This window comes from Streptosporangium sp. NPDC023615, from assembly GCF_040640155.1.
Taxonomy (GTDB): Bacteria; Actinomycetota; Actinomycetes; order Streptosporangiales; family Streptosporangiaceae; genus Streptosporangium.
Map to the genome: position 1 here is coordinate 137,192 of NZ_JBFABE010000004.1, position 22,734 is coordinate 159,925.

Below are 22,734 nucleotides of genomic sequence, written 5' to 3' on the forward strand. Positions count from 1 at the left end.
CGGGTTCAAAGATCGTGCGGATTCCCGGATTGTCGGCTGAAACGACACGCCATAAAGGGAGATTCGGGCCGACCCCCGGCACGGGGAACCCGGCGGATCCGCCGACTCGGACGGATCCGCCGGCTCCGGCCGACAGGAGACCGGCCGGTCGAGGCGGGAGAGACCGGTCGGGCCGGGTAGGGAACAGCCCACCCCGCATCTCACGGGGCCGGCCGCCCGGGATCTCACGGGGCCGGGCGTCCCGATCTCACAGGACCGGGCGGAAGTGGGTGACGAGACGGCCGCCGTCGAAGACGTGCAGGGCGATCTGCGGCGGAAGGTCGTAGTCGATGGGAATCGGCGTGTTCATCTCCTGGCCGAGCCGGAGCGTGGAGACGACACCGGGCGCGACCACGAGCGGCAGGCCCGCGAAGACGGTGCTCGCCGCGGTGTGGGCGTGTCCCGTCAGGACGGCCGCCACCTGGGGATACTGCCGGATGATTCCCTCCAGCCGCTCCGGGTTGCGCAGCCGGATCCCGTCGACGTACGGCAGGCCCAGGGAGACCGGGGGATGGTGCATGCCCACCAGGGCGGGGGTGTCCGGCGCCTCGCCGAGAACGCGGTGCAGCCAGCCGATCGTCTCGTCGTCCAGGACTCCCTCCGGCCGGTCCGGGACGCTGGAGTCGCACAGTGCCACGGTGAGTCCGTTGAGCCGGAGGACCTGGTTGATCGGGCCGTCGCCGTCCTCGTCCAGCAGGACCTTGCGGAAGGCCGGCCGGACATCGTGGTTGCCCGGGCAGATGAGCGTCGGACGGCGCGTGGTCAGCAGATCGCGCGCGATCTCGTACTCCTCGATCAGACCGTTGTCGGCGATGTCGCCGGTCACCAGGACCGCGTCCAGGGGACCGGGAAGGTTCTCCAGGTGCCGCATGACGGATCGGGTCCTGTCGATGCTGCGAGGGGAGCCGTCGATGTGGACGTCACTCACATGGGCCAGGATCAGCATCACCCAAGAGTGACATATCCATCTCCCCGGTGTCCGGCATCCGACACGGAGGGCGCGGACGCGCCGCACCCGGCCCGCACCCGGCCCGGATCTGGGCCGAATCTGGGCCGGGTCCGGGCCCGCCCCCGGACACGGCGAGCCGTGTTCCGCCGGCCGAGGTCCCGACGGCGGCGAACGCCCTCGTGCCCCCGCCACCGGGGCGCGGGACACGAGGGCGTTCGGAAAAGCAGCCGTGGCCCGTCCTCGCCCCTGCAAAGGACGGACCGCGGCGGTCCCATGCGCGCGTACGCGATCGCGGCGGTGCGCGATCACGCCGCGCCCGTCACTCCCACCGGAAGAACCGCGTCGCCAGCGCTCCGGTGACCAGGACGGTCAACGCCATCATCGCCAGGTGCAGCGGCTGCGGCGGCTGCCCGGCCCAGGTGGCGCGGAGCGTGTCGGCGAACGGCGCCACCGGCAGGAAGTCCCCGATGCGGCGCAGCAGGTCGGGCATCAGCTCGCGGGGGACCCACATACCGGCCATGAACAGCAGCGGGAACATCAGCAGCGAGCCGATGGCGGGGGCGGCCTTGGAGGTCGGCGCCACGGCGGCGATCAGCAGTCCCATGCCGAACAGCGAGGCCGTGCCGAGCACGAACACGCCCGCGAAGGTCAGCGGGCTCTTCGGCATGGCCGTGCCGAGGACGAGGTAGCCGAGGACGACGAGCAGGACGGTGGCGATGGTCGCCGCCACGAGGTTGTTGGCCACCTGGGCGACCAGCAGCCGGATCGGGTTGACCGGGGTGGTGGACAGCCGGCGCAGCACACCGGTCTCCCGGTAGCTCACCAGCGTTCCCGGCAGGACGGTGAACGCCATCGTCACCACGGCCAGGACCACCATCAGGGCCGGCAACTGGGTGTCGATGCCCCGCTGGCCGCCCATCTCGGGATTGACCTCCTGCAGCCCCGGGGTGCTGCCCAGCCCCAGCAGCAGCGCGAGCGGCAGCAGGATCGAGAAGATCGAGGCGGCCGGCTCCCGCAGCAGGAGCTTGGCCTCGATCAGGAGCATCTTCCTCATCAGGCGATCTTCTTTCCGGTCAGGCCCAGGAAGGCGTCGTCGAGGGTGGCCCGCTCCACGCGCAGGTCGACGGGGGTGACGCCCGCGGTCGCCAGGGCGGTCGCGACCGCGAGCAGCAGGTCGCCGGTGCCGATGACCGTCACCTGACCGCCGGTGAGTCCCACGGAGGCCACCTCGGGCAGGCGGCGCAACACGGCCTCGTCGAGCGGGCCGGTGAGCCGGAACCTGATGGTCTGCCGGCCGTCGACCCTGGCGATCAGCCCCGAGGGGCTGTCCACCGCGACGACCCGTCCCGCGTCGAACAGCGCGAGCCGGTCGCAGAGCCGTTCGGCCTCCTCCATGAAGTGGGTGACCAGCAGGATCGTCACACCGCTGTCGCGGACCCGTTCGATGAGCTCCCAGGTGTCGCGGCGGGCCTGCGGGTCCAGGCCGGTGGTGAGCTCGTCCAGGATCGCCACGCGGGGCCTGCCGATCAGCGCCAGCGCGATCGAGAGCCGTTGCTGCTGGCCGCCGGAGAGCTTGCCGTAGGGGGTGTCGCGCTTGGCGGAGAGCCCGACCCGCTCCAGCAGCTCCCCCCAGTCCGCGGGGTCTCGGTAGAAGGACGCGTACAGGTCGAGCGCCTCCCACACCTTGATCTTCTCCGGCAGGGTGGAGCTCTGCAGCTGGACGCCCAGCCGCTCCTTGAGCTCGATGCCGCTCAGGCCACCGAGGACGCTCACCGTTCCGGAGTCGGGGACGCGCAGGCCGGCGACACACTCCACGGTGGTCGTCTTGCCGGCGCCGTTGGGACCGAGGACGCCGAAGATCTCGCCCTCGTCCACGGTGAACGAGACGTCGTCCACCGCCAGTTGGTCGCGGTACCGCTTGCGGAGGTCGCTGACCTCGATGACCTTCATGACGACGACGCTAGAAGCCCGGCCGGCCGCGGAGAATCGGGCCAGGCACCCGTCCGGGTCGGGTCAGGGACCCACCGGGGTGGAGCTAGCCCCACCCCCGGGCGGCACGCGGCACCCCTGGGAACGCCGGGCCCGATCGCCGACACTTGGGACATGAGAACGTACGCGGTGGCGATCGGCAGGGCACTGGCGCTGGGAGTGATGGCCCTGGCGGACGTGGTGCTGGTGACCCTGACACTGGCCGGGGTCGTGCTGGCGTTCGGCCTGGGCATGGTCTTCCTGTTCCCGCCGGTGGCCCAGGCGATGAGGTGCCGCACGAACCAGGTCAGGAGCCTGAACGCCGAGTGGCTCGGGCTCGGCGTACCGACCCCGTACCTGCCGGCGCCGCTGCCGGTGCGGCCCCAGCCCGACGGCTGGTACCGGCACGACCGCCAGCTCTACAAGACCGGTCGCTGGCCCGACTGGCACAACCGCTGGCAGTGGCTGGTCGGGGACCCGGCCACCTGGCGGGACGGTCTGTGGCTGTTCCTCAGCCCGCTGACCGCGGCCTTCCTGCTGCTCCCCCTCGTGCTGGCCGGATGCGCCGTGCTCGCCGCCGGCTCCCAGGACTCGCCCGCGTGGCCGGTGGCCCTGGGGTGCGCCGCCGTCGCGGCACTGGCCGCGACCCCCTACCTGCTGCGCGGGTACGCCTGGTGGAACCTCCTGCTGCTCTCCCCCACGGCCGAGTCGGTGCTCACCGCGCAGATCCAGCGCCTCGACCAGGCCCGCCTGGCCACGGTCGACTCCCAGGCGTCCGAGCTGCGGCGGATCGAGCGCGACCTGCACGACGGCGCGCAGGCCCGGCTGGTGGCGATCGGCATGACGCTCGGCGCGGTCGAGGAGCTCATGGACAAGGACCCGGCGGCGGCCAGGGCGCTGCTGGGCAAGGTCAAGGAGGCCTCCTCCACCGCGCTCGTCGAGCTGCGCGACCTGGTCAGGGGCATCCACCCGCCGGTGCTGGCCGAGCGCGGCCTCGGTGACGCCGTCCGCGCCCTGGCGCTGGACAGCGCGCTCAAGGTCACGGTCACCGTGGACCTGGCCTCCCGCCCCGACTCGCCCGTGGAGTCGGCCGCCTACTTCTCGATCAGCGAGCTTCTCGCCAACGCGGCCCGGCACGGCGGCGCCGAACGGGTGTGGGTGGACATCAGCGGGCACGACCACGCGCTGCGCGTCGTCGTCACCGACGACGGCTCGGGAGGCGCCGACCCCTCCCGGGGGAGCGGCCTGCGCGGCATCGAACGCAGGCTCGCGGCCTTCGACGGGGTACTCGCGGTCAACAGCCCCCGGGGCGGCCCGACCACCGTCACCTTCGACCTGCCCAACGCGCTCGCCGAGAGGCATCGGGACCGCAAGGTGCCCCTGCCGCGCGGAAAGATGGTCATCGTCGGGCTCGGCTGGGGGCTCGGCTGGCTGCCGCTGTTCCCGCAGGGCATGGTGGCGGGCGTCATGAAGCTCATCGACATCGAGCACCGTAGCTGGTTCCTCGCGCTCTACCTGCCCGGCCCGCTGCAGTGGCCGCTGATCGCCTTCAACATCCTGCTGGGCCTGACCATGTACGCCGCGGCCATGCTCATCCCCCTGCAGCACGCCCGCCGCAACCGTCTGGCCGAGGTCGCGCCGACTCGCCTATGGTTGGGCCGGTGTTGAGCCCCAGAGTCGTCATCGCCGAGGATCTGTACCTGCTGCGCGACGGCCTCGTCCACCTGCTCCAGGCGCACGGGTTCGAGGTGGTCGCCGCCGTCGAGTCGGGGCCCGAGCTGCTGCGGGCGCTGCTCGACCTGCGGCCCGACGTCGCCGTGGTCGACGTGCGCCTGCCGCCCACGTTCACCGACGAGGGGCTCCAGGCGGCGCTGACGGCCCGCCGCGCCGTCCCGGGCCTGCCGGTGCTGGTGCTGTCCCAGCACGTCGAGCAGCTCTACGCGCGCGAGCTGCTGGCCGACGGCTCCGGCGCGATCGGCTACCTGCTCAAGGACCGGGTCTTCAAGGCCGAGCAGTTCGTCGACGCGGTCCGCCGGGTCGCCGCCGGGGGCACCGCGATGGATCCCGAGGTGATCGCCAAGCTGCTGGCCAGCACCGCCCGCCACGAGCCGCTCGGCGCGCTGACGCCGCGCGAGCGCGAGGTGCTGGAGCTGATGGCCGAGGGCCGCTCCAACGCGGCCATCTCCCAGCGGCTGTTCCTCAGCGAGAGCGCGGTCGGCAAGCACACGGCCGGGATCTTCGCCAAGCTCGACCTGGCCCCCTCCGACGACGACAACCGCAGGGTCCTGGCCGTCCTGACCTACCTCAACGCCGCCCGCGGCTGACCGTCCCGGGCCCGGCTCCGCGTCCCGCCCCCGCCCCCCGCCGCCCTGTGCCGCCGCCGCGTTGCCTTCGCGTCCCGGCCGGTCTCCCCGCCCCCTGACGTTTCGTCGGTGGTAGCGGATAACGTGCTGCATGTACGGCTTCCGTGTGGGATCGCCGTTCGGGACGGAGGGATGATCAGGTGAAGTTCCGGGTTAACCGTGATGTCCTGGCCGACGCGGTGGCCTGGGTGGCCAGGGCGCTGCCGAACCGGCCCGCCCTGCCCGTCCTGTCCGGCCTGCTCCTGGAGGCCGACGAGGACGACCTCGTGATCTCCGCCTTCGACTACGACGTCTCCGCCCGCGTCTCGATCGAGGCGGTCGTGGCGGAGCCCGGCCGGGCGCTGATCCCGGGCCGGATCCTGGCCGAGATCACGCGCAGCCTGCCGGGGGAGGCGGTGGAGGTCGTCGCCGACGGCTCCGAGGCGGTCCTGACCTGCGGAAGCGCCGAGTTCGGCCTGCTGACCATGCCGGTCGAGGACTTCCCCGCCCTCCCGGAGATGCCGCCGAGGATCGGCGCGGTCGGCGGCGGGATCTTCGCCACCGCGGTCAATCAGGTGGCCCCCGCCGCCAGCCGGGACGAGACCCTTCCCATGCTGACCGGCATCCGGGTCGACATCTCCGGCGAGGGCGTGACCATGGCCGCCACCGACCGTTACCGCATCGCGGCCAGGGAGTTCGACTGGCGGCCCGAGCGGCCGGACGGCACGGCCGCCGCCATGGTGCCCGCGCGGGTGCTCGTCGAGGTGGCCAGGTCGCTGCGCGGCGGCGAGGTGTCGATCGCGCTGGGCGACGGCATCGCCGGTTTCGAGAGCGTCGGCCGCAGCACCACGGTGCGCCTGCTCGACGAGCAGTTCATCGACTACCGCGCGCGGCTGACCGACGACTGGTCGATCCGGGCCGACGTGCGGACGGCCCCGTTCATCGACGCGATCAAGCGGGTCGCGCTGGTCGCCGAGCGCAACACCGCGATCCGGCTCTCCTTCGGCCAGGGACAGGTCCTGATCCAGGCGGGGGGCGGGGACATCGGCCGCGGCACCGAGGTCGTCGACGCCGAGCTCTCCGGCGACGACATCCAGATCGCCTTCCAGTCCCAGTTCCTGCTGGACGGGCTGAGCGGGGTCGAGACCGAGTTCGTCCGGCTGAACATGGAGTCACCGAGCCGGCCCGCGCTCGTCACCGAGGTCCCCGGTGACGCCGACCCGGCCTTCCGCTACCTCGTGATGTCGCTGCGCCTGCCCTGAGGTCGTTCTCCGCCGCCGGTCGTCTCCTCCCGGCAGGGGAGGGGGAGGCGCCCTGCCCTTCCGTCCGCGAACGCGTGACCGGCGGCGAATCCCTCCGGCGGTGAACACCTGACCGAGGCGAGTTTTCCGCGGTGAACGCGTGACCGATGGCGAACGTGTGGCCGGCGGCGAACCCCTCCGGCGGGTGACCGGCGGGGAAGACGCGACCGCCGCCGGGACGCGGGACCGGAAGGGCCCCGCACCGCGGCGGCGGAGGGGAGGTCGAGGGTCAGGCGGAGAGTTCCTGCTCCTCGGTCAGCGCGATCAGGATGTGCTCCATGCACGCGTGACCGGCGTGCTCGGCGGCGGCGGCGTCGCCGGCCGCGATGGCGCGGGCGATCGCGTCGTGCGGGATGTAGGTGGTGTTCAGGGTGCTGCTCAGCGAGGTGCCCGCGGCGGTGATGCTGGCGCGCAGCGCCGCGGAGAAGTCCTCGTACAGCTCGATCAGCACCAGGTTGTGCGTGGCGCGGACGACCGCGATGTGGAAGGCCAGGTCGGCCTCGACGAACGCGTTCGGCTCGCCACGCTCCCAGGCCCTGTCCCGCTCGGCCAGCGCCGCCTCGATCAGCAGGATGTCGGCCTCGGTGCGCCGGGTGGCCGCCAGCCTCGCGGCCTCCACCTCCAGGGCGCGCCGCACCTCCAGGATCTCCAGTTGCTCGGCCGTGCGCAGGCGCCGCAGCATGGCCCCCGACAGCTCGCTGGTGGCCCGGACGTAGGTGCCGTCACCCTGACGGCACTCCAGCAGCCCGGCGTGGGTCAGCGCCCGCACCGCCTCGCGGACGGTGTTGCGGCCGACCCCGAGCTGCTCGGCGAGGACGGTCTCGGTGGGAATCTTCGCGTTCATCGGCCAGGAATCAGAAGTGATCTGCTCCTTGAGTTGGTCGATCACTTGGTCGACGAGGGATGCTCGCTGCGCAGTACGCAGACTCACCGTCCGCCTCCTCCTGGGAAACCGGTCATCCTACGAATCAATGACTGGTAGACCCTAGTTATTCCGGAGGCACGAGAACAAATCTGGAACCGCGCGAACGAGACCGGCTTACCGGACCAGAGCCCGATCGACCGTCACGCCCACCATCGCCTCGCGCACTCCGGCTGCCTCGAGAGCCCTACGATACGCGGCGGTGCGCTGCTCGTCCGCACCGACCTCGCCGTACAGGTCACCGAGGACACGCCAGACCCGCGCCGCCTCCCGATCGGGGCTGGAGAGCTCGTAGGGGAGATCTCCCAGGGCCCGCCGGGCGGCGTCCAGGGCACCCGCCACGTCCCCCCGGCCGTGGTCGGCCGCGATCCGGGCGAGCACCAGGTGCGCGGTCGCCGCGACGGCGCCGCCCCGGCCGTCCAGCATGCCGAGGGCGGTCCCGGCCAGCGAGGCCGCGCCCGCCGCGTCGCCCGACTCCAGCTGTATCCGGGCGAGGACGATGAGGCTCGTGACGTGCTCCCTGGCACGCTCCGGGAAGGCCGAGAAGACCTCGCCCGCACAGGTCGCGAGCCGGCCGGCCTCGTCGAGCGGCCCGCCCGCGAGGGCGGTCTGGCGTGCCCAGTGCGTCGCGACGAGGGCGAGCTGGGACGCCATCCGTGCCGGGCGTCCGGTCGCGATCGCGTCGTCGGCCAGGCGTACGGCCAGGGCCGAGTCGTCCCCGTCGGCGGCGGCGACACTCGCCTGCCAGAGGGCGTGGATCTCCGCGGAGCGGTTGACCGCCCTCCGGACGCCGTTGACCGCGAGGACGTGCCGGACGTAGGCCATGCTCGCCTCGTCGGCGGTCGGCGCCTCCACCAGGCAGGCGGCCAGCTCGACGGCCAGCTCCCCGTACGCCAGGGGCAGGCTCTCGACCTCGGCGAGCGCGTGGACGGCCAGGTCCCGGGCGCGCAGCATGTCCCCGGCGTTCTGGTAGCAGCGGCTCAGCGCCACCGCCAGCGGCAGGTCGGCCAGGCGTTCCGGGTGGGCGACGGCCTCCCGGCGGAGCCATTCGAACGCCTCCACCGCCGGACCGAGCCGCCCCTGGAGCTCCAGTGCGCGGGCCCGGCCGAACCGCGCGTGCGCGGCCAGCATGGCGTTCTCCTCGCCGGCGACCTTGATGATCTCGCCGAACCGGTCCGCCGCGACACCCGGGTCGCCGTGCAGGAGTTCCAGTTCCGCGTGCCGCAGGCCCAGCTCGGTGTCGATGCGCTGACGCGGTTCGATCCCGTGCAGCAAGAACTCGGTGGTGCATCCCAGGCGTTCGGCCAGCAGGCGCGCGACCACAGGGGTCGGAGTTCGCTTGCCCGACTCGATGAGGGAGACATAACTGTCGGAAAGGTCGGGCCCGGCGAGCTGAGCCTGGGACATGCGTCTGCTCAGTCTCAGGCCGCGGACGCGGTCACCTATGGTTCCCTGACTCGGCATCTGATCTCTCAGGGCGGGGGATGGTCAATGTTCTGGCCATGATGGCATGAAGCGACCGAATCAGGTAACCCCACCTGAAAAATCCTCACCAGAAAGTGTCAGCGATCTCCAGTATTACTGTCATCGCGGACATTACTGCCATCAAGGACATAAGCCCTTAATCATCCGAGTCATTCCCTCCCGGGAAGAGCATCTGGCAGACCTCCAGGTAGAGCGTCTCCGGGTAGGGGATGTAATTGACCCTCGACAGCGCCTGGTCCTGACCGGCCGACTCCAGAACGAACTCTCCATAACCGAGCATTCGACCGAGGACCGAGCGCTGGAAACTCATGTCGGTGACCTTGGCGAGCGGCATCATGTCGACCTTGCGAGTGATCAGGCCGGTGGTGAGCAGCATTCGCTTGGAGGTGACGACGAAGTAGTCGACCGACCACTCGGCGACCTTCCACACGAAGCGGATCAGCAGCAGAAGCCAGGCCCACCAGACGACGACGAGCGCGCCTCCGCCGCCCGAGTCGCCGAACCACTTGCTCAGCAGCCCGGCGAGGATCAGGCCGCCGAAGACCTCGGCGACGGCACGGAGCAGTACGGCCGGGTGACGCCGCACCATGATGACCTGGTGTTCGTGGGGGAGCAGGTAGCGGTTGACCGACGAGGGAGCGGAGTCCCCGTGGGTCACGAGCCTCATGAGAGATGTGAGACGAACTGGGCCAATGAATCGGCCGCCGTGTAAACCGTGTCCATGGCGCCCCTCACGGCGTTGGCTGCGTCATCTGGTCGCGTGAACAGGAAAAATGCCACGAAACCGACAGCGCTATACGATAGGACCTTCTTGACCTGCACTTTGGCCTCCTACTACCACTCACCCACTGCACCCGTCGTATACATTACCCAGGGCCATGCCGCGGTAAAGCGCATCGGCCCATCCGGTCTCAGACCGGCCGCGACGATCCCCTGACCGGCCCCTGGGGGACCCGCCCGGACCCTCGCCCTCGTACCGCGCGTCCGTCCCGGTCTCCCGTGACCTCCGCGCCCGCGATCCTCGTCACCCGCGCCCCGTTCCCGCCCTCACGTGCCGTCACCCGCCGTCACCCGCGCTCGCTCGCGACCAGCGCGAGGACCTCGAGGTGCTTGCGGGCGATCCGCTCGACCAGCGCCGGATGGGCGTGACCGACCACCTCCAGCGCCCCGTAGTGAGCCGCCTCTATGCAGCGGGTCACCGTGGAGGCCGGATGGATCTTCGAGAACTCGTCCCTGAGCGCGGCGCTGAAGTCCGCGTACGGGTCCGGCTCGGTGGCCGGGATGATTCGCTCGCTCATGGTTCTCCCTGGTGTGCGCCCGCGGCCTCGGCGGACCGGGGACACAGAAGAGATGTCTTCGCCACGCTTCGTACCCGACCATTGACCTTGTGTAACCATCGAGCGGTAGAGGAACCGTCCATCAGGGGAAAGGAACGGTTCCGGAAACGTCAACACGCCGTGGCGCGGGCGGGCGCGCGCCGCCGGATCGGCGCGGTGAGGCCTCTCCCCGATCACGAGGTCGGCGTCGGTCCGGGAGCCGGCGCGCGCCGGTCCGCGCGGGCTCGGGCACGCAAGGGCGCGCCGGTCCGTGCCGGGGAGGCGGCGGGGGTGCTTCGGTCCGCGCCGGGTCGTCAGGACCCGGGAAGGGGAGGACGCGGGGACGCGGGAGGGCGGGTCAGACCACGCCGTAGAGGCGGTCCCCGGCGTCGCCCAGCCCGGGGACGATGTAGCCGTGCTCGTTGAGCCGCTCGTCCAGGGCCGCGGTCACCAGGCGGACCGGCCTGCCGGCGTCGGCGAGGGCCTCGTCGAGGTGGGCGATGCCCTCGGGGGCGGCCAGCAGGCAGAGCGCGGTCACGTCGTCGGCGCCCCGGTCGAAGAGGAACCGGATCGCGGCGGCCAGGGTGCCGCCGGTGGCCAGCATCGGGTCCAGCACGTACACCTGGCGTCCGGAGAGGTCCTCGGGCAGCCGGGTGGCGTAGGTCTGCGCCTGGAGCGTGGACTCGTCGCGGATCATCCCGAGGAAGCCGACCTCCGCCGTGGGCAGCAGGCGGGTCATGCCCTCCAGCATCCCCAGCCCCGCCCGCAGGATCGGGACCACCAGGGGATAGGGCTGCGCCAGCCGCACTCCCGTGGCCGGGGCCACCGGGGTCTGAACGGTCAGCTCGGTGACGCGGACCTGCCGGGTCGCCTCGTAGGCCAGCAGGGTGACCAGTTCGTCGGCCAGGCGCCGGAACGTGGGGGAGTCCGTGGTGACGTCTCGCAGCGCGGTCAGCTTGTGGGCCACCAGGGGATGGTCGACGACCAGGGTTTCCATGGTGGCCAAAGGTATCCTGGCCCGCCGGCCCGCGATGAGCCGGGTACCCCGGCCGGGCACCCGATCGACATCACCCGCTCACTCGGATTTGATCACAATTTGGTCGGAGAGGCACACGTCGGCGTCCCGCTTCTGAAAGCATTGACCTCCGTAGAGAAAGCATTCGGTGGGGATGGCCATGTCAGACGAAGACTCGCTGGACTTTGCCATCGTGATCTACCGGGAGGACGACCGCTGGGAGGCGGAGATGCTCCCGGTGGCGCTCACCTCCGACCTCGAGGGCCTCATCCACGCCCTGCGCCAGCAGCCGAGCATGAGCGGCACGATTGGCCTGGTCGCCGTTGGGGATGAGTTCTTCGTGGCGCTACGGGTGTTCGGCGAGAGGGTCGAGGTCTTCCTCTCCGACATCGCCGCGTCCTGGGACTTCCCGCTCGCCCAGCAGGCGCTGGAGTACCTCGACGTGCCGGTCCCCGACGAGGACGAGCTCGACGCGATCCTCCAGGACGAGGAGACGGCGCTCCCCGCGGGAGACCTGTCGATCTTCGCGGACCTGGGGCTCGACGAGATGGAGCTCGGCATCCTGTCCGGGGACATCGACCTCCTGCCCGAGGACGTCCTGTCCAGCATCGCCGCGCGGCTCGGGTTCTCCGAGCCGTTCGAGCGCGCCATCGACTCTGTGTTCGGTTGAACCCGGGAGATCGGCCATGCCCTCCACACCATCCGGCAACAGTGTGTTCTCCGCAGCCTTCGTCCGTACGGCGGACGGCTGGAACGGCGCGGAGGTCGACCTCGGCGAGGCGGAACTCGTCGACGACCTCGGCGACGCCGTCCAGGAGCACCTGGGGCTCACCGGCGACGAGCTGGCGCTGCTCTGCGTGGAGGTGGAGGACGAGTGGTTCGCGGTCGTCCGCTACCAGGGAGACCTGGAGCCGCGCGCGTTCCTGTCCGACGTCAACGCGGGCCTGTCCGACGGCCTGGGTGAGCTGCTGACCGAGCTCGCCGGGGTGGCCGTCGACAAGGACACCCCCGACCTGGGCGTGCGGCCGGGGGGTGACTTCGAGCTCCTGGAGGACCTCGGCCTGAGCTCCGACGAGCTCGTCGAGCTCAGCATGGAGGAGGGCGCGCTCCCCGGGGACACGCTCTCGGTGATCGCCGAGCGGCTGGCCTTCGCGGACGAGCTCGACCGGCTGCGGTGACGGCGCCGGCCGGTTTCGTACGGGAGATGAGGCTCGCCCTGGAGCGGGCGGCAGAGGCGGGGACCCGGGGCGAGGTGCCCGTCGGCGCGGTCGTCGTCGGACCGGACGGCACGCTGCTCGCGGGCGCGGGCAACGACAGGGAGGCCTCCGCCGATCCCACCGCGCACGCCGAGATCCTCGCGCTGCGGCGGGCCGCGCGCCTGCGCGGGCAGTGGCGGCTGAACGGTTGCACGCTGGTGGTCACGCTGGAGCCCTGCACCATGTGCGCGGGGGCCGCCGTGCTGGCCCGGGTCGACCGCGTGGTCTACGGCGCCGAGGACGCCAGGGGCGGCGCGGCCGGGTCGCTCTGGGACGTCCTGCGGGACCGCCGCCTCAACCACCGCCCCGAGGTCGTCGGCGGAGTCCTGGCCGAAGAGTGCGCGGCGGTTCTCACGGAATTCTTCACCGCTCGCCGGATGCGCGAGCAATAGCGGTTATCCGGTAGGCTGCTCCGCGGTGGAGTCGCCTAGTGGCCGAGGGCGCACGCCTCGAAAGCGTGTGATGGGGCAACCTATCCGTGGGTTCAAATCCCACCTCCACCGCCACCGAGAGCCTTCGACCTGCGTGAGCAGGGCGGAGGCTCTTCGCATATCAGGACCTTCTCGCGGGCAGGACCTCCTCGCGGTCAGAGGATCCCGGGGGTGGCGTCGACGACCCCGTCCCGGGCCTGTCGCCGTACCTCCCGCAGGAAAGGAATGAGCACGTGCGAATGACCGTGATCGGGTGCGGCCATCTGGGCGCGGCGCACGCGGCCTCCATGGCGGAGATCGGCCACGAGGTGATCGGCGTGGACATCGACCCCGGCAAGATCGACATCCTGCGGTCGGGGCGCGCCTGGTTCCACGAGCCCGAGCTGGACGACCTGCTCGCCAGGCACGTGGCGAGCGGCCGGCTCCGGTTCACGACCTCGTTCGCCGAGGCCGGCGCGTTCGGCGAGACGCACTTCCTCGGGGTCGCCACCCCCGGCATGGCCGACCGCGACGACTACGACCTGTCACAGGTGTGGGCGGCGGTGTCCGCGCTCGCGCCGCACCTGCGCCGGCCGTGCCTGATCGTCGGCAAGTCCACCGTCTCGGTCGGGACCACGGCGGCCGTCCAGGAGCTGGCGCGCGAACTCGCCCCGGCCGGCCGGGACGTCGAGGTCGCCTGGAACCCGGAGTTCCTGCGGGAGGGCCACGCGGTGACCGACACGCTGCGCCCGGACAGGATCGTGGCCGGGGTGACCTCGGCCTGGGCCGAGGAGACGATCCGCGCGGCGTACCGGCCGATCACCGACGCCGGGGTGCCGCTGATCTTCACCGACCCGGCCACGTGCGAGCTCGTCAAGGGGGCGGCCAACGCCTTCCTGGCCACGAAGATCTCCTTCATCAACGCGGTGGCCGACCTGTGCGAGGCCGCGGGCGCCGACGTCGCCCAGCTCGCCGACGCGATCGGGCTGGACCCGCGGATCGGCCGCGCCTTCCTGGACGCCGGCATCGGGTACGGCGGGGGGTGCCTGCCGAAGGACACCCGCGCCTTCGCCGCCCGCGCGGGACAGCTCGGCGCGGAATCGGCCGTGGGCCTGCTGACCACCGTCGACCGGATCAACGCGGGACGGCGGCAGCGGGTCGTCGAGGCCGTCCGCAAGGCGTGCGGCGGAGACCTGTCCGGGAAGAACGTGACGCTGTGGGGGGCCGCCTTCAAGGTCGGCACCGACGACATCCGTGACTCGCCCGCGCTCGACGTCGCCGTCCGCCTGCACGCCCAGGGGGCGGTGGTCACCGTCTACGACCCGATGGCGCTGGACAACGCCAGGGCCGCCCACCCTGAGATCGGCTACGCCGGTGACGCCCTGGAGGCCGCGGCCGGGGCGGACGCGCTGGTGGTCGTGACGGCCTGGCCGGAGTTCCGCGCCGTCGACCCCGTGGCGGTCGGTGCCGCCGTGGCCGAGCGGGTCGTGATCGACGCGCGGGGGGCGCTGGACGAGCCCCGGTGGCACGACGCGTACTGGACACTGCACCGGATCGGCCGCGGGTAGCGGAACGGGAGCGGGTCCTGGGCCCCGGTCTTCGGTACGGGGTGGGCGGTCAGCCCTGCTCGGGCATTTCCAGGACCCGCGCGTGCAGGACCGAGCGCTGGTGCAGGGCCGAGCGCAGGGCGCGGTGCAGGCCGTCCTCCAGGTACAGTTCGCCGCGCCACTGCACCACGTGCGGGAACAGGTCGCCGTAGAACGTGGAGTCCTTGGCGAGCAGGGAGTGCAGGTCGAGCACCGCTTTCGTGGTGATCAACGTGTCGAGCCGGACCTGCCGGGGCGGTATCTGCGCCCACTCGCGGTGCGAGAGGCCGTGCGCGGGATAGGGCCGTTCATCGCCGATCAGCTTGAAGATCACAGTACGTAGTTTAGGAGAGAATCCCGCCGTTCGCCCGGTCACCCGTCCCGTCCCAGCTCGGAGGGGTCCCCGGTGACGCTCCGGTCCCCGGCCGGGCCCGTGCTCCCGTGACGGCGGGTGAACCGCCTGGCACGCTGAGCCCGGAGCCCGGAGATTCGGGAGTCGGGAGTCGGTCGCGGGGCCCGGCCGGGGCGGCGGCCCGGCCGGCCGGGCCGCCGGGATCAGATCGAGCCGGCGAAGGTGTCACACTGGGCGGGCTTTCCAGTCTCGTAGCCGGTGGTGAACCACTTGACGCGCTGCGCCGAGGTCCCGTGGGTGAAACCCTCGGGGTTCACCCGGCCCTGGGTGCGCTGCTGGATGCTGTCGTCGCCCACGGCCGACGCGGCGCTCAGCGCCTCCTCGATGTCCGTCTTCGTGAACGGCTTCTCGAACAGGCCGGTCTCGTAGGCGTTCTTGGCCCAGGCTCCCGCGTAGCAGTCCGCCTGCAGCTCCAGCCGGACCGAGGCGCTCTCCGGCCCCTGCTGGTCGCCCCGCTGGGCCTTGGCGTTCGTGCCGAGCAGGTTCTGCACGTGGTGGCCGTACTCGTGCCCGATGACGTACGCCTGGGCGAACGGGCCGCCCTTCGCGCCGAACTTGCTCTCCAGCTCCTTGAAGAAGCTGAGGTCGAGGTAGACCTGGCGGTCAGCCGGGCAGTAGAAGGGCCCGACCGCGGAGTCGGCGTCACCGCAGGCGGTGCTCACCTGTCCGGAGAACATGACGGTCTTGGCCGGTTCGTACCCCTGGATCGCCTTGGGCCAGTACTCCTGGATGCTGTTGACCACGCCGACCACCCGGCACTCCTCGTTCTGGTCGGCGTCCTGCCCGGTCTTGCACTGGGCGGAGAGGTCGGAACTCGGGCCCACGGCCGCGGGTTCGCCGCCACCGCCGCCGGTGACGCCTCCGAGGTCGACCCCGAACACCAGTGCCACGATGAGCGCGATGATGCCGGCCGCGCCTCCGCCGACGGCCAGGCCGCCGCCGGGAATCCTGCCCCGGCCGCGACTCTCGACCTGTGAGCTGTCCAGCTGGGCGCCATCCTTGAAATCCATCGCCCGACGTCCCTTCGATCCGCTTGGGGCGCTTCCCCTGCCCCGAGAAGGACCTGACATGCCGGACAGGGAGCGAGTGAGCTGGTGTGTTACGTACCCTTTTGTAGGCTTTAGTCCCTAAAGCCACATAATTCGGTACGCCGAGCCCGCGGCGAGGTGGCCCGGATCCGGAGGCGCACCGGAGCGTCGCCCTGACCGCACCGCCCGGCGCGAGACGGCGAGAGGGGCGGCACGACACGATCGCGACGTCATGTGGTCGATGGACGATCGAGGGCCGGGATCTCGTGGTCGAGGACGGCCCGCTCAGGGCCGAGGACACCCTGAGTCGACCGCGCGGGGGCATCTGCGCCGCACCGGGACCCGGACCACGACCCGGACCACGACCCGGGCCGGGACCCGAACCGCGGCCCGGGAACCGGGCCGGACCTCGCGCACAGGGGTTCGCGACGAGCCCCGGACGCGCGAAAGCCCGCTCCGGGACGGAGCGGGCTTTCGCGTTACGGCTGGTAACCGTGGCGGAGGATAGGAGATTCGAACTCCTGAGGGGTTGCCCCCAACACGCTTTCCAAGCGTGCGCCCTAGGCCAACTAGGCGAATCCTCCGTCGAGAAGCTTACCCAACTTTCGAAGTGCGCGGACCACTGATTTCCGACACCGACCACTCGAATCTGAGGTTAGACTGGGGGCCGACCCCTCGCGCGGCGTCATCCTGTGAACCTCCCCAGGGCCGGAAGGCAGCAAGGATAAGCGGGCTCTGGCGGGTGTGCGAGGGGTCTCTTCGTTTACAGGCCCCTCGCAGGTGGGATCGCCGCATGAGTCTTGCGCTGTACCGCAAGTACCGGCCCGGGACCTTCGCCGAGGTCAAGGGCCAGGAACACGTCACCGAGCCGCTGCGCCAGGCTCTGCGCAGCGGGCGGATCAACCACGCCTACCTGTTCAGCGGACCCCGCGGGTGCGGCAAGACGTCCAGCGCGCGCATTCTCGCCCGTTCGCTGAACTGCGAGAAGGGCCCGACCCCCGACCCCTGCGGGCAGTGCGAGTCCTGCGTGGCCCTGGCCCCCACCGGCCCCGGCCACCTCGACGTCATCGAGATCGACGCCGCCTCGCACGGAGGCGTGGACGACGCGCGCGACCTGCGCGAGCGGGCCTTCTTCGCCCCGGTGTCGTCACGTTTCAAGATCTACATCATCGACGAGGCGCACATGGTGACCCGGGAGGGTTTCAACGCGCTGCTCAAGCTCGTCGAGGAACCCCCGCCGCACCTGAAGTTCGTCTTCGCGACCACAGAGCCGGAGAAGGTCATCGGGACGATCAAGTCCCGGACCCACCACTACCCGTTCCGGCTGATCCCGCCGGCCGCGCTGCGCGCGCTCATGGAGGAGATCCTCACCTCCGAGAAGGTCGCCTTCGAGCCCGCCGCGCTCCCGCTGGTGGTGCGGGCCGGCGCGGGTTCGGCCCGCGACTCGCTGTCGATCCTCGACCAGCTCTACGCCGGTTCCGGCGAGGCGGGCATCACCTACGCGGGCGCGGTCTCGCTGCTCGGCTACACCGACGGCGACCTGCTCGACGAGGCGGTCGAGGCCTTCGCCGCCCGGGACGGCGCCCAGGCGTTCCAGGTGGTGAACCGGGTGATCGAGGGCGGCCACGACCCACGCCGCTTCGCCATGGATCTGCTGGAGCGCTTCCGCGACCTGGTGATCCTGGCCAACGTGCCCGAGGCGGCCGGCAGCGGGCTGCTCGACAGGCCCGCCGACGAGCTGGAACGCCTCCAGACGCAGGCGGCCTCGATGGGCCCGGCCGAGCTGACCCGCGCCGCGGAGATCCTCAACGCGGGCCTGACCGAGATGCGCGGGGCCGCCTCGCCCCGGCTGCTGCTCGAACTCATGTGCGCCAGGATCCTGCTCCCCGGAGCGGCCCAGGGCGAGGCCGCGCTGCTCACCCGCCTGGAACGGCTGGAACAGGGCGGGATCGCCGCCCCCGCGCCCCCCCGGTCCCCCGCGCCCGCGGCTTCGCGGGCCACGCCCGTGGCACCGACTCCAGCGGTCCAGGCGCCGCCGTCCCAGGCGCAGCCGTCCGCGGCTCCCGCGGCTCCCGCGGCTTCCGCGGCGCCTCCGGCCGTCCCGCGCGACCAGGCCGCCGGGACGGCGCCCGCCTCCGCCGAGGGGGCCGCCGTCCGCGACGACGACTGGCCCGAGGCGGTCAGGCCCGGCGCGCCCGGCCAGGAGCGGCAGGCCGGGTCTCCCGGCCGGCACCCCGCCGGCCCGGTGACGGGCGTCCCCCCCGGCGGGGACGCGCCGCCCGCCACCGGTGGCTCGGTCCCCGGCGCCGGTGCGGCGGACCCCGGTGCGGGAACGGTGCAGCAGGCGTGGCCCCAGGTGCTCGCCGCGCTCAAACGGCGCAGCATCGTCGTGTGGGCCAACGTCAACACCAACGCCCAGATCGCCGGGGTCGAGGGCAACATCGTCACCCTGGGGTTCGCCCAGGTCGGCGCCATGAGGAACTTCACCGGCGGAGGCAAGGACGCGGTCGTCGCCGAGGTCCTCCAGGAGGTCCTCGGCGGTACGTGGAGGGTCGAGGCCGTCGTCGGCGGCGGTCCGGCCCCGTCGGCCGGGGGACGGTCCCCGGCTCCGCGCCGGCCGGCCGGCCCCCAGCCCGCCGCGCCCCAGGAGCCCGCGTCCCGGCCCTCGACACCCCAGACGTCGCAGGTGCCGCAGGCACCGCCACGTGACCCCACCCCCGCCACCCCCGCCACCCCCGCCGCTCCTGCCTCCACCGTTCCCGGTCCCCCGGCCGCCTCCGCGGCGTCCCCGGCGGCACCGCCCGCACCCGCGGCGGGAAGGGGGACGTCCGCCCGGCCGGTCTCTCCCCCCACGGACGAGTCCTGGCCGGACGAGCCGATGCCGGAGGATCCCGGTTCGCCTCCCCCGCCGAGTCCCGGGCTGGCCGCCGCCCGTTCGGCCGCCAAGGCGGCGGCGCAGACCGGCCCCAGGGCGCCGGCCAGGAACGGTGCCAAGGCCGCCGCCTGGCCGGACGCCGTTCCCGGTCGTGCCTCGCGTGGCGCCGCCCCCGACGCCGACGAGGTCGACCCGCTGAACGACGCGGACGCCGACGTCGACGCGCTCAGCGGCATGGCCCTCATCCAGCGCGAGCTCGGCGGTCAGATCATCGAGGAGATCGACCACACCTGACGTCCCGGAACGCGGCGCCGGACCCGGCGGGGCCGGCAGCCGCGTTCCCAGCGCCGGGCGGGCCGACGTCAGGGCGGGTCCGCGTCGCCGATGCGGACCCGGGCGGCCACCGCGCGATGGTCGTGGCGGGGCAGCACGGCGACGAGGCGCTCCAGGACCTGGACGTCGTGCCTGCCGTGTTCGGTCCCGGCGTACGCCCACAGGGCCTCGGGATCGTCCCGGCACAGCAGGCGGGCCCGTACCTGACCCTCCAGCTCCTCGCGTTCACGGCGCAGCGCGGGCGCCTCCGAGCGCGGCAGCAGGGGGCCGCGGTAGGCGCGCGCGACCGCGACGGTCTCGCCGGCCGTGAGCAACCGCTTGAGCTCCACGAAATCCGCCTCGACCGCGCAGGTCAGGCGGTAGGGCCGGGTCGCGACGGCGCCTCTGAGCCGCGCCCGGAGCCGGTGGATCTCGGCGCGGACGGTCACCGGGTTCCCGGCGTCGCCGTACAGGTGGAAGGAGAGCTGGGCGGCCGTCATCCCCCCGGGGTTGAGGGCGAGCATCGCGAGGATCTCGGCGTGGCGCGGGGAGAGCGGCAGGCGCGCCCCGTCCAGGTACGCCGAGGGATGGTCGGCGCCGAGGAAGGACAGGGTGAGCACGGGAGCGCGCGCCCGGCCCACCAGGCGCAGCAGGAAGCCGTCCTCGCCGAGCGCCTCCAGGAAGGCGCCACGCCCGTCGGGCAGCAGCACCCGGTCACCCGTCTCCGGCAGCGGGACGCGACGGCCCGCCCAGCGCAGCGCGTCGTCACCGGCGACGATCCGCCCGGTCGTGGTGACCAGTGCCCCGGGCTCGCCGCGCAACGCGCTCAGCCGCCCCTCGTGACGGTGCCTGAACCGCTGGTCGCGTTCGAGCATGTGCAGCGTGAGGCGGTCCTCGGCCAGCCGGGCGGCGGCCTCGACGAGGGCGACGCTCGCCGGGCTCATGATCCGCGTCATGGCGCTGACGTCGACGCAGCCCAGCGGTTCGCCGCTGTCGGGGTCGACGATCGGCGCGGCCGAGCAGGACCAGACGTGCAGCGCCCTGACCAGGTGCTCGGCCGAGAAGACGTAGAGGGGACGCCGGGACGCGAGCGCGGTGCCCGGGCCGTTGGTGCCGATCGCGGCCTCGCTCCAGTCGAAGCCGTCGGCCAGCCCCACCTCGTCGGCGTGTCCCATCGCCCGGTGGCTCCCGTCGCGCCAGAGCACCCTGCCGGCGGCGTCGGTGACGAGCAGGATCTGGTCGTCGGCCTCGACGGCCTCCAGGAGGGTCTCGGTGATGACCGGCAGCAGCCTGCTCATCGGATGGGCGGAACGCACCTCCCGGATGTCCTCGCCCGCGAAGGCGGGGGGTGCCGACCCGGCCTCGGGGTCGACGCCGGCCGCCAGACAGCGCCGCCAGGAGGCGGAGATGACCCCCCTGGGCCGATCACCCGCCACGCCGCCCGCCCCCTCCGGTTCCCGCTCTCGCCGCCGTACCGCCCCCTCGCCCGCGGACGGTCCGCCGACCGCGGACGGTCCGCCGACCGCCGCCTCGTGCAGGCGCCGCAACCGCAGCGCGTAGGAGTCGGGATCGGCCCTCTGGACAGCTCTCAGATGGCCGTCGCCCACGTATCCCCCTGGAACAAACCGATGGCCCCCCTCGGGACAAGCCGATGGCCGAAGCATCGGCGCTCGGGCACCCGCCCGCAACCGGTTCGGCCGAACCGGGCGTGCGAAGGGTGAGTGAACGATCGCAACGTGTGTGCAACGTGCGCCGGGTTACCTTCTGACGGCACGCCGCCGTGTGCGGCCGCTCCGGCGCGTGCGATGTCGGGTCCCGGGCGTCTGGAGGGGGGACCGGGGCCCGGCAGGGGTTTAAGTCCCGTTCCCCGGGCAGGCGTGCGGGCTCCAGTGCAACACCCGGCCCGGACCCCGTAGGCTCGTGACGACCGATGCCACGGACGAGGAGCACACCACGGTGAACCCAGGGGATGTCAACCTGCAGCAGCTGCTGGAGCAGGCACAGCTCATGCAGCAGCAGCTTGTGAGCGCCCAGCAGGAGTTGAACGACGCGGAGGTCCAGGGGACCGCGGGCGGTGGCCTGGTCGTGGCCACCGTCAACGGCGGGGGCGAGCTGCTCGAACTCAAGATCAGCCCCGAGGCCGTCGACCCCGGCGATCCGCAGGAGACGGCCGAGACCATCGCCGACCTGGTCATCGCCGCGATCCGGGACGCCGTGCGCGCCGCGGCCGACCTTCAGCAGGAGAAGCTCGGTCCCCTGGCTCAGGGGCTGGGCGGCGGGAGCGGGCTCGGCCAGCTTCCCGGGTTCTAGGTCATGTACGAGGGGGTCGTCCAGAACCTGATCGACGAGCTCGGCATGCTGCCGGGCGTCGGTCCCAAGAGCGCGCAGCGCATCGCGTTCCACCTGCTGGCCGCGGAGCCGGCCGACGTGAAGCGGCTCGCGCACGCCCTGCTCGAGGTCAAGGACAAGGTCCGCTTCTGCCGGGTCTGCGGCAACGTCGCGGCCGAGGAGGAGTGCCGGATCTGCCGCGACACCAGGCGCGATCTCCACGTGATCTGCGTCGTCGAGGAGTCCAAGGACGTGGTGGCGATCGAGAAGACCCGCGAGTTCCGGGGTCGCTACCACGTGCTCGGCGGGGCGATCAGCCCGATCGACGGCATCGGCCCCGACGACCTGAACATCCGGGACCTCATGACCCGCCTGGCGGACGGCCAGGTCACCGAGCTGATCCTCGCCACCGATCCGAACCTGGAGGGGGAGGCGACGGCCACCTACCTCGCCCGTCTGGTCAAGCCGATGGGACTGAAAGTGACACGACTGGCCAGCGGTCTGCCGGTAGGCGGTGACCTCGAGTACGCCGACGAGGTCACCTTGGGCCGCGCGTTCGAAGGAAGGAGGCTCCTGGATGTCTGACGACCCCTGGAGCGCTCTCGCGGAGCGGATCGCGGAGCACGCGGAGAACTACATCGACGGCCTGACCCGCCTGGCGGGCGGCGAGGGCGGTGACGCCATCCTGTCGCTGCTGCTGGTCGAGGTGGGGCAGGTCTGCTCGGCCGGGGCACAGCTCGGGGCGAGCCGGGACGTCATCCTGTCGGGCAACTGGGAGCCGCACCTGGGCGAGGACCCGGACGTCGACGCCGTCCGCACGGCGCTCGCCGAGCGGCTGGGGCCGGTCGACGACTACGCCGAGGTCTTCGACCCGTACAAGGACACCGTGGTCACCCCCTACCGCCTCTCCGACGACCTGACGGCGGTGGCGGCCGACCTCCTGCACGGCCTGCGGCACTACAAGGCCGGCCGGCCGCTGGAGGCCCTGTGGTGGTGGCAGTACTCCTACTTCAACACCTGGGGCAACCACGCCGGGGCGGCGATGCGGGCGCTTCAGGCGCTTGTCGCTCATACCCGTCTGGACGTGGCCGAGGAGCGCACAACCGTGTGATCGTCCACATGCTGGGCTAAATCACGGGCCCCCCGGTAGGGCGCCAGTAGACTGTGAGCTCCACAGCCCTAGATTGCTT

The 22,734-nt window shown here is 72.1% G+C and carries 22 protein-coding genes, 2 tRNA genes and 1 other RNA gene; 13 read left to right on the forward strand and 12 right to left on the reverse strand.

Annotation, left to right across the window (positions count from 1 at the left end; genetic code table 11):
* Positions 1–247: 247 nt before the first annotated feature.
* The 3 genes from AB0G16_RS04800 to AB0G16_RS04810 all read right to left on the reverse strand — a co-directional run bounded on the left by AB0G16_RS04800 (position 248) and on the right by AB0G16_RS04810 (position 2,938).
* Entirely contained in the window at positions 248–967 is a 720-nt protein-coding gene (locus tag AB0G16_RS04800) for a metallophosphoesterase (RefSeq protein WP_362798632.1), read from the reverse strand.
* A 340-nt stretch (positions 968–1,307) separates the two neighbouring features.
* A complete protein-coding gene (locus AB0G16_RS04805; RefSeq protein ID WP_362798635.1) occupies positions 1,308–2,042 on the reverse strand; it encodes an ABC transporter permease in 735 nt (244 codons plus the stop codon).
* On the reverse strand, positions 2,042–2,938 hold the full coding sequence (locus AB0G16_RS04810; RefSeq protein WP_362798638.1) for an ABC transporter ATP-binding protein: 897 nt from the start codon (positions 2,936–2,938) through the stop codon (positions 2,042–2,044). The genes AB0G16_RS04805 and AB0G16_RS04810 overlap by 1 nt, the downstream gene beginning before the upstream one ends.
* 153 nt (positions 2,939–3,091) lie before the next feature.
* Here AB0G16_RS04810 and AB0G16_RS04815 point away from each other — a divergent pair, with 153 nt between their 5' ends.
* The 3 genes from AB0G16_RS04815 to dnaN all read left to right on the forward strand — a co-directional run bounded on the left by AB0G16_RS04815 (position 3,092) and on the right by dnaN (position 6,560).
* A complete protein-coding gene (locus tag AB0G16_RS04815; RefSeq protein WP_362798641.1) occupies positions 3,092–4,624 on the forward strand; it encodes a histidine kinase in 1,533 nt (510 codons plus the stop codon).
* Positions 4,621–5,280, forward strand: coding sequence for a response regulator transcription factor (locus AB0G16_RS04820; RefSeq protein WP_362798958.1), 660 nt, complete (start codon positions 4,621–4,623; stop codon positions 5,278–5,280). The genes AB0G16_RS04815 and AB0G16_RS04820 overlap by 4 nt, the downstream gene beginning before the upstream one ends.
* Positions 5,281–5,459: 179 nt before the next feature.
* On the forward strand, positions 5,460–6,560 hold the full coding sequence (gene dnaN, locus AB0G16_RS04825) for a DNA polymerase III subunit beta (RefSeq protein ID WP_362798644.1): 1,101 nt from the start codon (positions 5,460–5,462) through the stop codon (positions 6,558–6,560).
* 268 nt (positions 6,561–6,828) lie between these two features.
* Here the strand turns inward: dnaN and AB0G16_RS04830 are convergent, their stop codons facing one another.
* The 5 genes from AB0G16_RS04830 to upp form a co-directional block, all read right to left on the reverse strand.
* Positions 6,829–7,530, reverse strand: coding sequence for a FadR/GntR family transcriptional regulator (locus AB0G16_RS04830; protein ID WP_362798647.1), 702 nt, complete (start codon positions 7,528–7,530; stop codon positions 6,829–6,831).
* Positions 7,531–7,638: 108 nt separating this feature from the next.
* Positions 7,639–8,985 carry a helix-turn-helix transcriptional regulator gene (locus AB0G16_RS04835; protein WP_362798650.1) on the reverse strand — a complete coding sequence of 449 codons (1,347 nt, stop codon included), beginning with the start codon at positions 8,983–8,985 and terminating at the stop codon, positions 7,639–7,641.
* Positions 8,986–9,142: 157 nt separating this feature from the next.
* Positions 9,143–9,673, reverse strand: coding sequence for a PH domain-containing protein (locus AB0G16_RS04840; RefSeq protein WP_362798653.1), 531 nt, complete (start codon positions 9,671–9,673; stop codon positions 9,143–9,145).
* A 400-nt stretch (positions 9,674–10,073) separates the two neighbouring features.
* The gene (locus AB0G16_RS04845) at positions 10,074–10,304 is read right to left on the reverse strand and encodes a hypothetical protein (RefSeq protein WP_344892548.1); all 231 of its coding nucleotides are present in this window, start codon (positions 10,302–10,304) and stop codon (positions 10,074–10,076) included.
* A 376-nt stretch (positions 10,305–10,680) separates the two neighbouring features.
* Complete coding sequence (upp, locus tag AB0G16_RS04850; RefSeq protein ID WP_362798656.1) at positions 10,681–11,319, reverse strand: uracil phosphoribosyltransferase; 639 nt, start codon at positions 11,317–11,319, stop codon at positions 10,681–10,683.
* 178 nt (positions 11,320–11,497) lie between these two features.
* On the opposite strand from upp, the gene AB0G16_RS04855 reads away from it, so the two are divergent.
* From AB0G16_RS04855 to AB0G16_RS04875, 5 genes are all read left to right on the forward strand, one after another.
* Positions 11,498–12,007, forward strand: coding sequence for a tRNA adenosine deaminase-associated protein (locus AB0G16_RS04855; RefSeq protein ID WP_362798659.1), 510 nt, complete (start codon positions 11,498–11,500; stop codon positions 12,005–12,007).
* A gap of 16 nt (positions 12,008–12,023) precedes the next feature.
* Positions 12,024–12,515, forward strand: a complete 492-nt coding sequence (locus AB0G16_RS04860; RefSeq protein ID WP_362798661.1) for a tRNA adenosine deaminase-associated protein — start codon at positions 12,024–12,026, stop codon at positions 12,513–12,515.
* Positions 12,516–12,541: 26 nt separating this feature from the next.
* Entirely contained in the window at positions 12,542–12,985 is a 444-nt protein-coding gene (gene tadA, locus AB0G16_RS04865) for a tRNA adenosine(34) deaminase TadA (protein WP_362798664.1), read from the forward strand.
* A 24-nt stretch (positions 12,986–13,009) separates the two neighbouring features.
* Positions 13,010–13,099, forward strand: a tRNA-Ser gene (locus tag AB0G16_RS04870).
* Positions 13,100–13,263: 164 nt separating this feature from the next.
* Positions 13,264–14,571 carry a UDP-glucose/GDP-mannose dehydrogenase family protein gene (locus AB0G16_RS04875; protein ID WP_362798961.1) on the forward strand — a complete coding sequence of 436 codons (1,308 nt, stop codon included), beginning with the start codon at positions 13,264–13,266 and terminating at the stop codon, positions 14,569–14,571.
* Between the two features lie 49 nt (positions 14,572–14,620).
* On the opposite strand, the gene AB0G16_RS04880 is transcribed toward AB0G16_RS04875, so the two are convergent.
* From AB0G16_RS04880 to AB0G16_RS04890, 3 genes are all read right to left on the reverse strand, one after another.
* A complete protein-coding gene (locus tag AB0G16_RS04880; RefSeq protein ID WP_362798667.1) occupies positions 14,621–14,923 on the reverse strand; it encodes a type II toxin-antitoxin system VapB family antitoxin in 303 nt (100 codons plus the stop codon).
* 221 nt (positions 14,924–15,144) lie between these two features.
* Positions 15,145–16,011, reverse strand: coding sequence for a neutral zinc metallopeptidase (locus AB0G16_RS04885; protein WP_362798670.1), 867 nt, complete (start codon positions 16,009–16,011; stop codon positions 15,145–15,147).
* A 513-nt stretch (positions 16,012–16,524) separates the two neighbouring features.
* Positions 16,525–16,613 (reverse strand) — tRNA-Ser (locus tag AB0G16_RS04890).
* Positions 16,614–16,695: 82 nt separating this feature from the next.
* On the opposite strand from AB0G16_RS04890, the gene ffs reads away from it, so the two are divergent.
* Positions 16,696–16,791, forward strand: an RNA gene (gene ffs / locus AB0G16_RS04895) — signal recognition particle sRNA small type.
* A gap of 31 nt (positions 16,792–16,822) precedes the next feature.
* The gene (locus tag AB0G16_RS04900; protein WP_362798673.1) at positions 16,823–19,198 is read left to right on the forward strand and encodes a DNA polymerase III subunit gamma and tau; all 2,376 of its coding nucleotides are present in this window, start codon (positions 16,823–16,825) and stop codon (positions 19,196–19,198) included.
* A gap of 68 nt (positions 19,199–19,266) precedes the next feature.
* On the opposite strand, the gene AB0G16_RS04905 is transcribed toward AB0G16_RS04900, so the two are convergent.
* Positions 19,267–20,823, reverse strand: a complete 1,557-nt coding sequence (locus tag AB0G16_RS04905) for a GAF domain-containing protein (protein WP_362798676.1) — start codon at positions 20,821–20,823, stop codon at positions 19,267–19,269.
* Between the two features lie 349 nt (positions 20,824–21,172).
* Here AB0G16_RS04905 and AB0G16_RS04910 point away from each other — a divergent pair, with 349 nt between their 5' ends.
* From AB0G16_RS04910 to AB0G16_RS04920, 3 genes are read left to right on the forward strand one after another with little or no spacing between them, the layout of a single operon-like run.
* Positions 21,173–21,526 (forward strand): YbaB/EbfC family nucleoid-associated protein, encoded by a 354-nt coding sequence (locus AB0G16_RS04910; RefSeq protein WP_362798963.1) that lies wholly within the window; start codon positions 21,173–21,175, stop codon positions 21,524–21,526.
* Positions 21,527–21,529: 3 nt separating this feature from the next.
* Positions 21,530–22,129, forward strand: a complete 600-nt coding sequence (gene recR, locus AB0G16_RS04915; protein WP_344892578.1) for a recombination mediator RecR — start codon at positions 21,530–21,532, stop codon at positions 22,127–22,129.
* Complete coding sequence (locus AB0G16_RS04920) at positions 22,122–22,655, forward strand: DUF5063 domain-containing protein (protein ID WP_362798681.1); 534 nt, start codon at positions 22,122–22,124, stop codon at positions 22,653–22,655. Before recR ends, AB0G16_RS04920 begins: the two co-directional genes overlap by 8 nt.
* Positions 22,656–22,734: the final 79 nt, after the last annotated feature.

Excerpts from the sequence above, each read along its gene's own strand:
- recR (WP_344892578.1), top strand. The coding sequence starts at position 21,530 with ATGTACGAGGGGGTCGTCCAGAACCTGATCGACGAGCTCGGCATGCTG.
- AB0G16_RS04860 (WP_362798661.1), top strand. The coding sequence starts at position 12,024 with ATGCCCTCCACACCATCCGGCAACAGTGTGTTCTCCGCAGCCTTCGTC.
- AB0G16_RS04845 (WP_344892548.1), bottom strand. The coding sequence starts at position 10,304 with ATGAGCGAGCGAATCATCCCGGCCACCGAGCCGGACCCGTACGCGGAC.
- AB0G16_RS04885 (WP_362798670.1), bottom strand. The coding sequence starts at position 16,011 with ATGGATTTCAAGGATGGCGCCCAGCTGGACAGCTCACAGGTCGAGAGT.
- AB0G16_RS04810 (WP_362798638.1), bottom strand. The coding sequence starts at position 2,938 with ATGAAGGTCATCGAGGTCAGCGACCTCCGCAAGCGGTACCGCGACCAA.
- AB0G16_RS04920 (WP_362798681.1), top strand. The coding sequence starts at position 22,122 with ATGTCTGACGACCCCTGGAGCGCTCTCGCGGAGCGGATCGCGGAGCAC.
- AB0G16_RS04855 (WP_362798659.1), top strand. The coding sequence starts at position 11,498 with ATGTCAGACGAAGACTCGCTGGACTTTGCCATCGTGATCTACCGGGAG.
- AB0G16_RS04840 (WP_362798653.1), bottom strand. The coding sequence starts at position 9,673 with ATGAGGCTCGTGACCCACGGGGACTCCGCTCCCTCGTCGGTCAACCGC.
- AB0G16_RS04815 (WP_362798641.1), top strand. The coding sequence starts at position 3,092 with ATGAGAACGTACGCGGTGGCGATCGGCAGGGCACTGGCGCTGGGAGTG.
- AB0G16_RS04835 (WP_362798650.1), bottom strand. The coding sequence starts at position 8,985 with ATGCCGAGTCAGGGAACCATAGGTGACCGCGTCCGCGGCCTGAGACTG.
- AB0G16_RS04805 (WP_362798635.1), bottom strand. The coding sequence starts at position 2,042 with ATGAGGAAGATGCTCCTGATCGAGGCCAAGCTCCTGCTGCGGGAGCCG.
- tadA (WP_362798664.1), top strand. The coding sequence starts at position 12,542 with ATGAGGCTCGCCCTGGAGCGGGCGGCAGAGGCGGGGACCCGGGGCGAG.
- upp (WP_362798656.1), bottom strand. The coding sequence starts at position 11,319 with ATGGAAACCCTGGTCGTCGACCATCCCCTGGTGGCCCACAAGCTGACC.
- AB0G16_RS04875 (WP_362798961.1), top strand. The coding sequence starts at position 13,264 with ATGACCGTGATCGGGTGCGGCCATCTGGGCGCGGCGCACGCGGCCTCC.
- AB0G16_RS04900 (WP_362798673.1), top strand. The coding sequence starts at position 16,823 with ATGAGTCTTGCGCTGTACCGCAAGTACCGGCCCGGGACCTTCGCCGAG.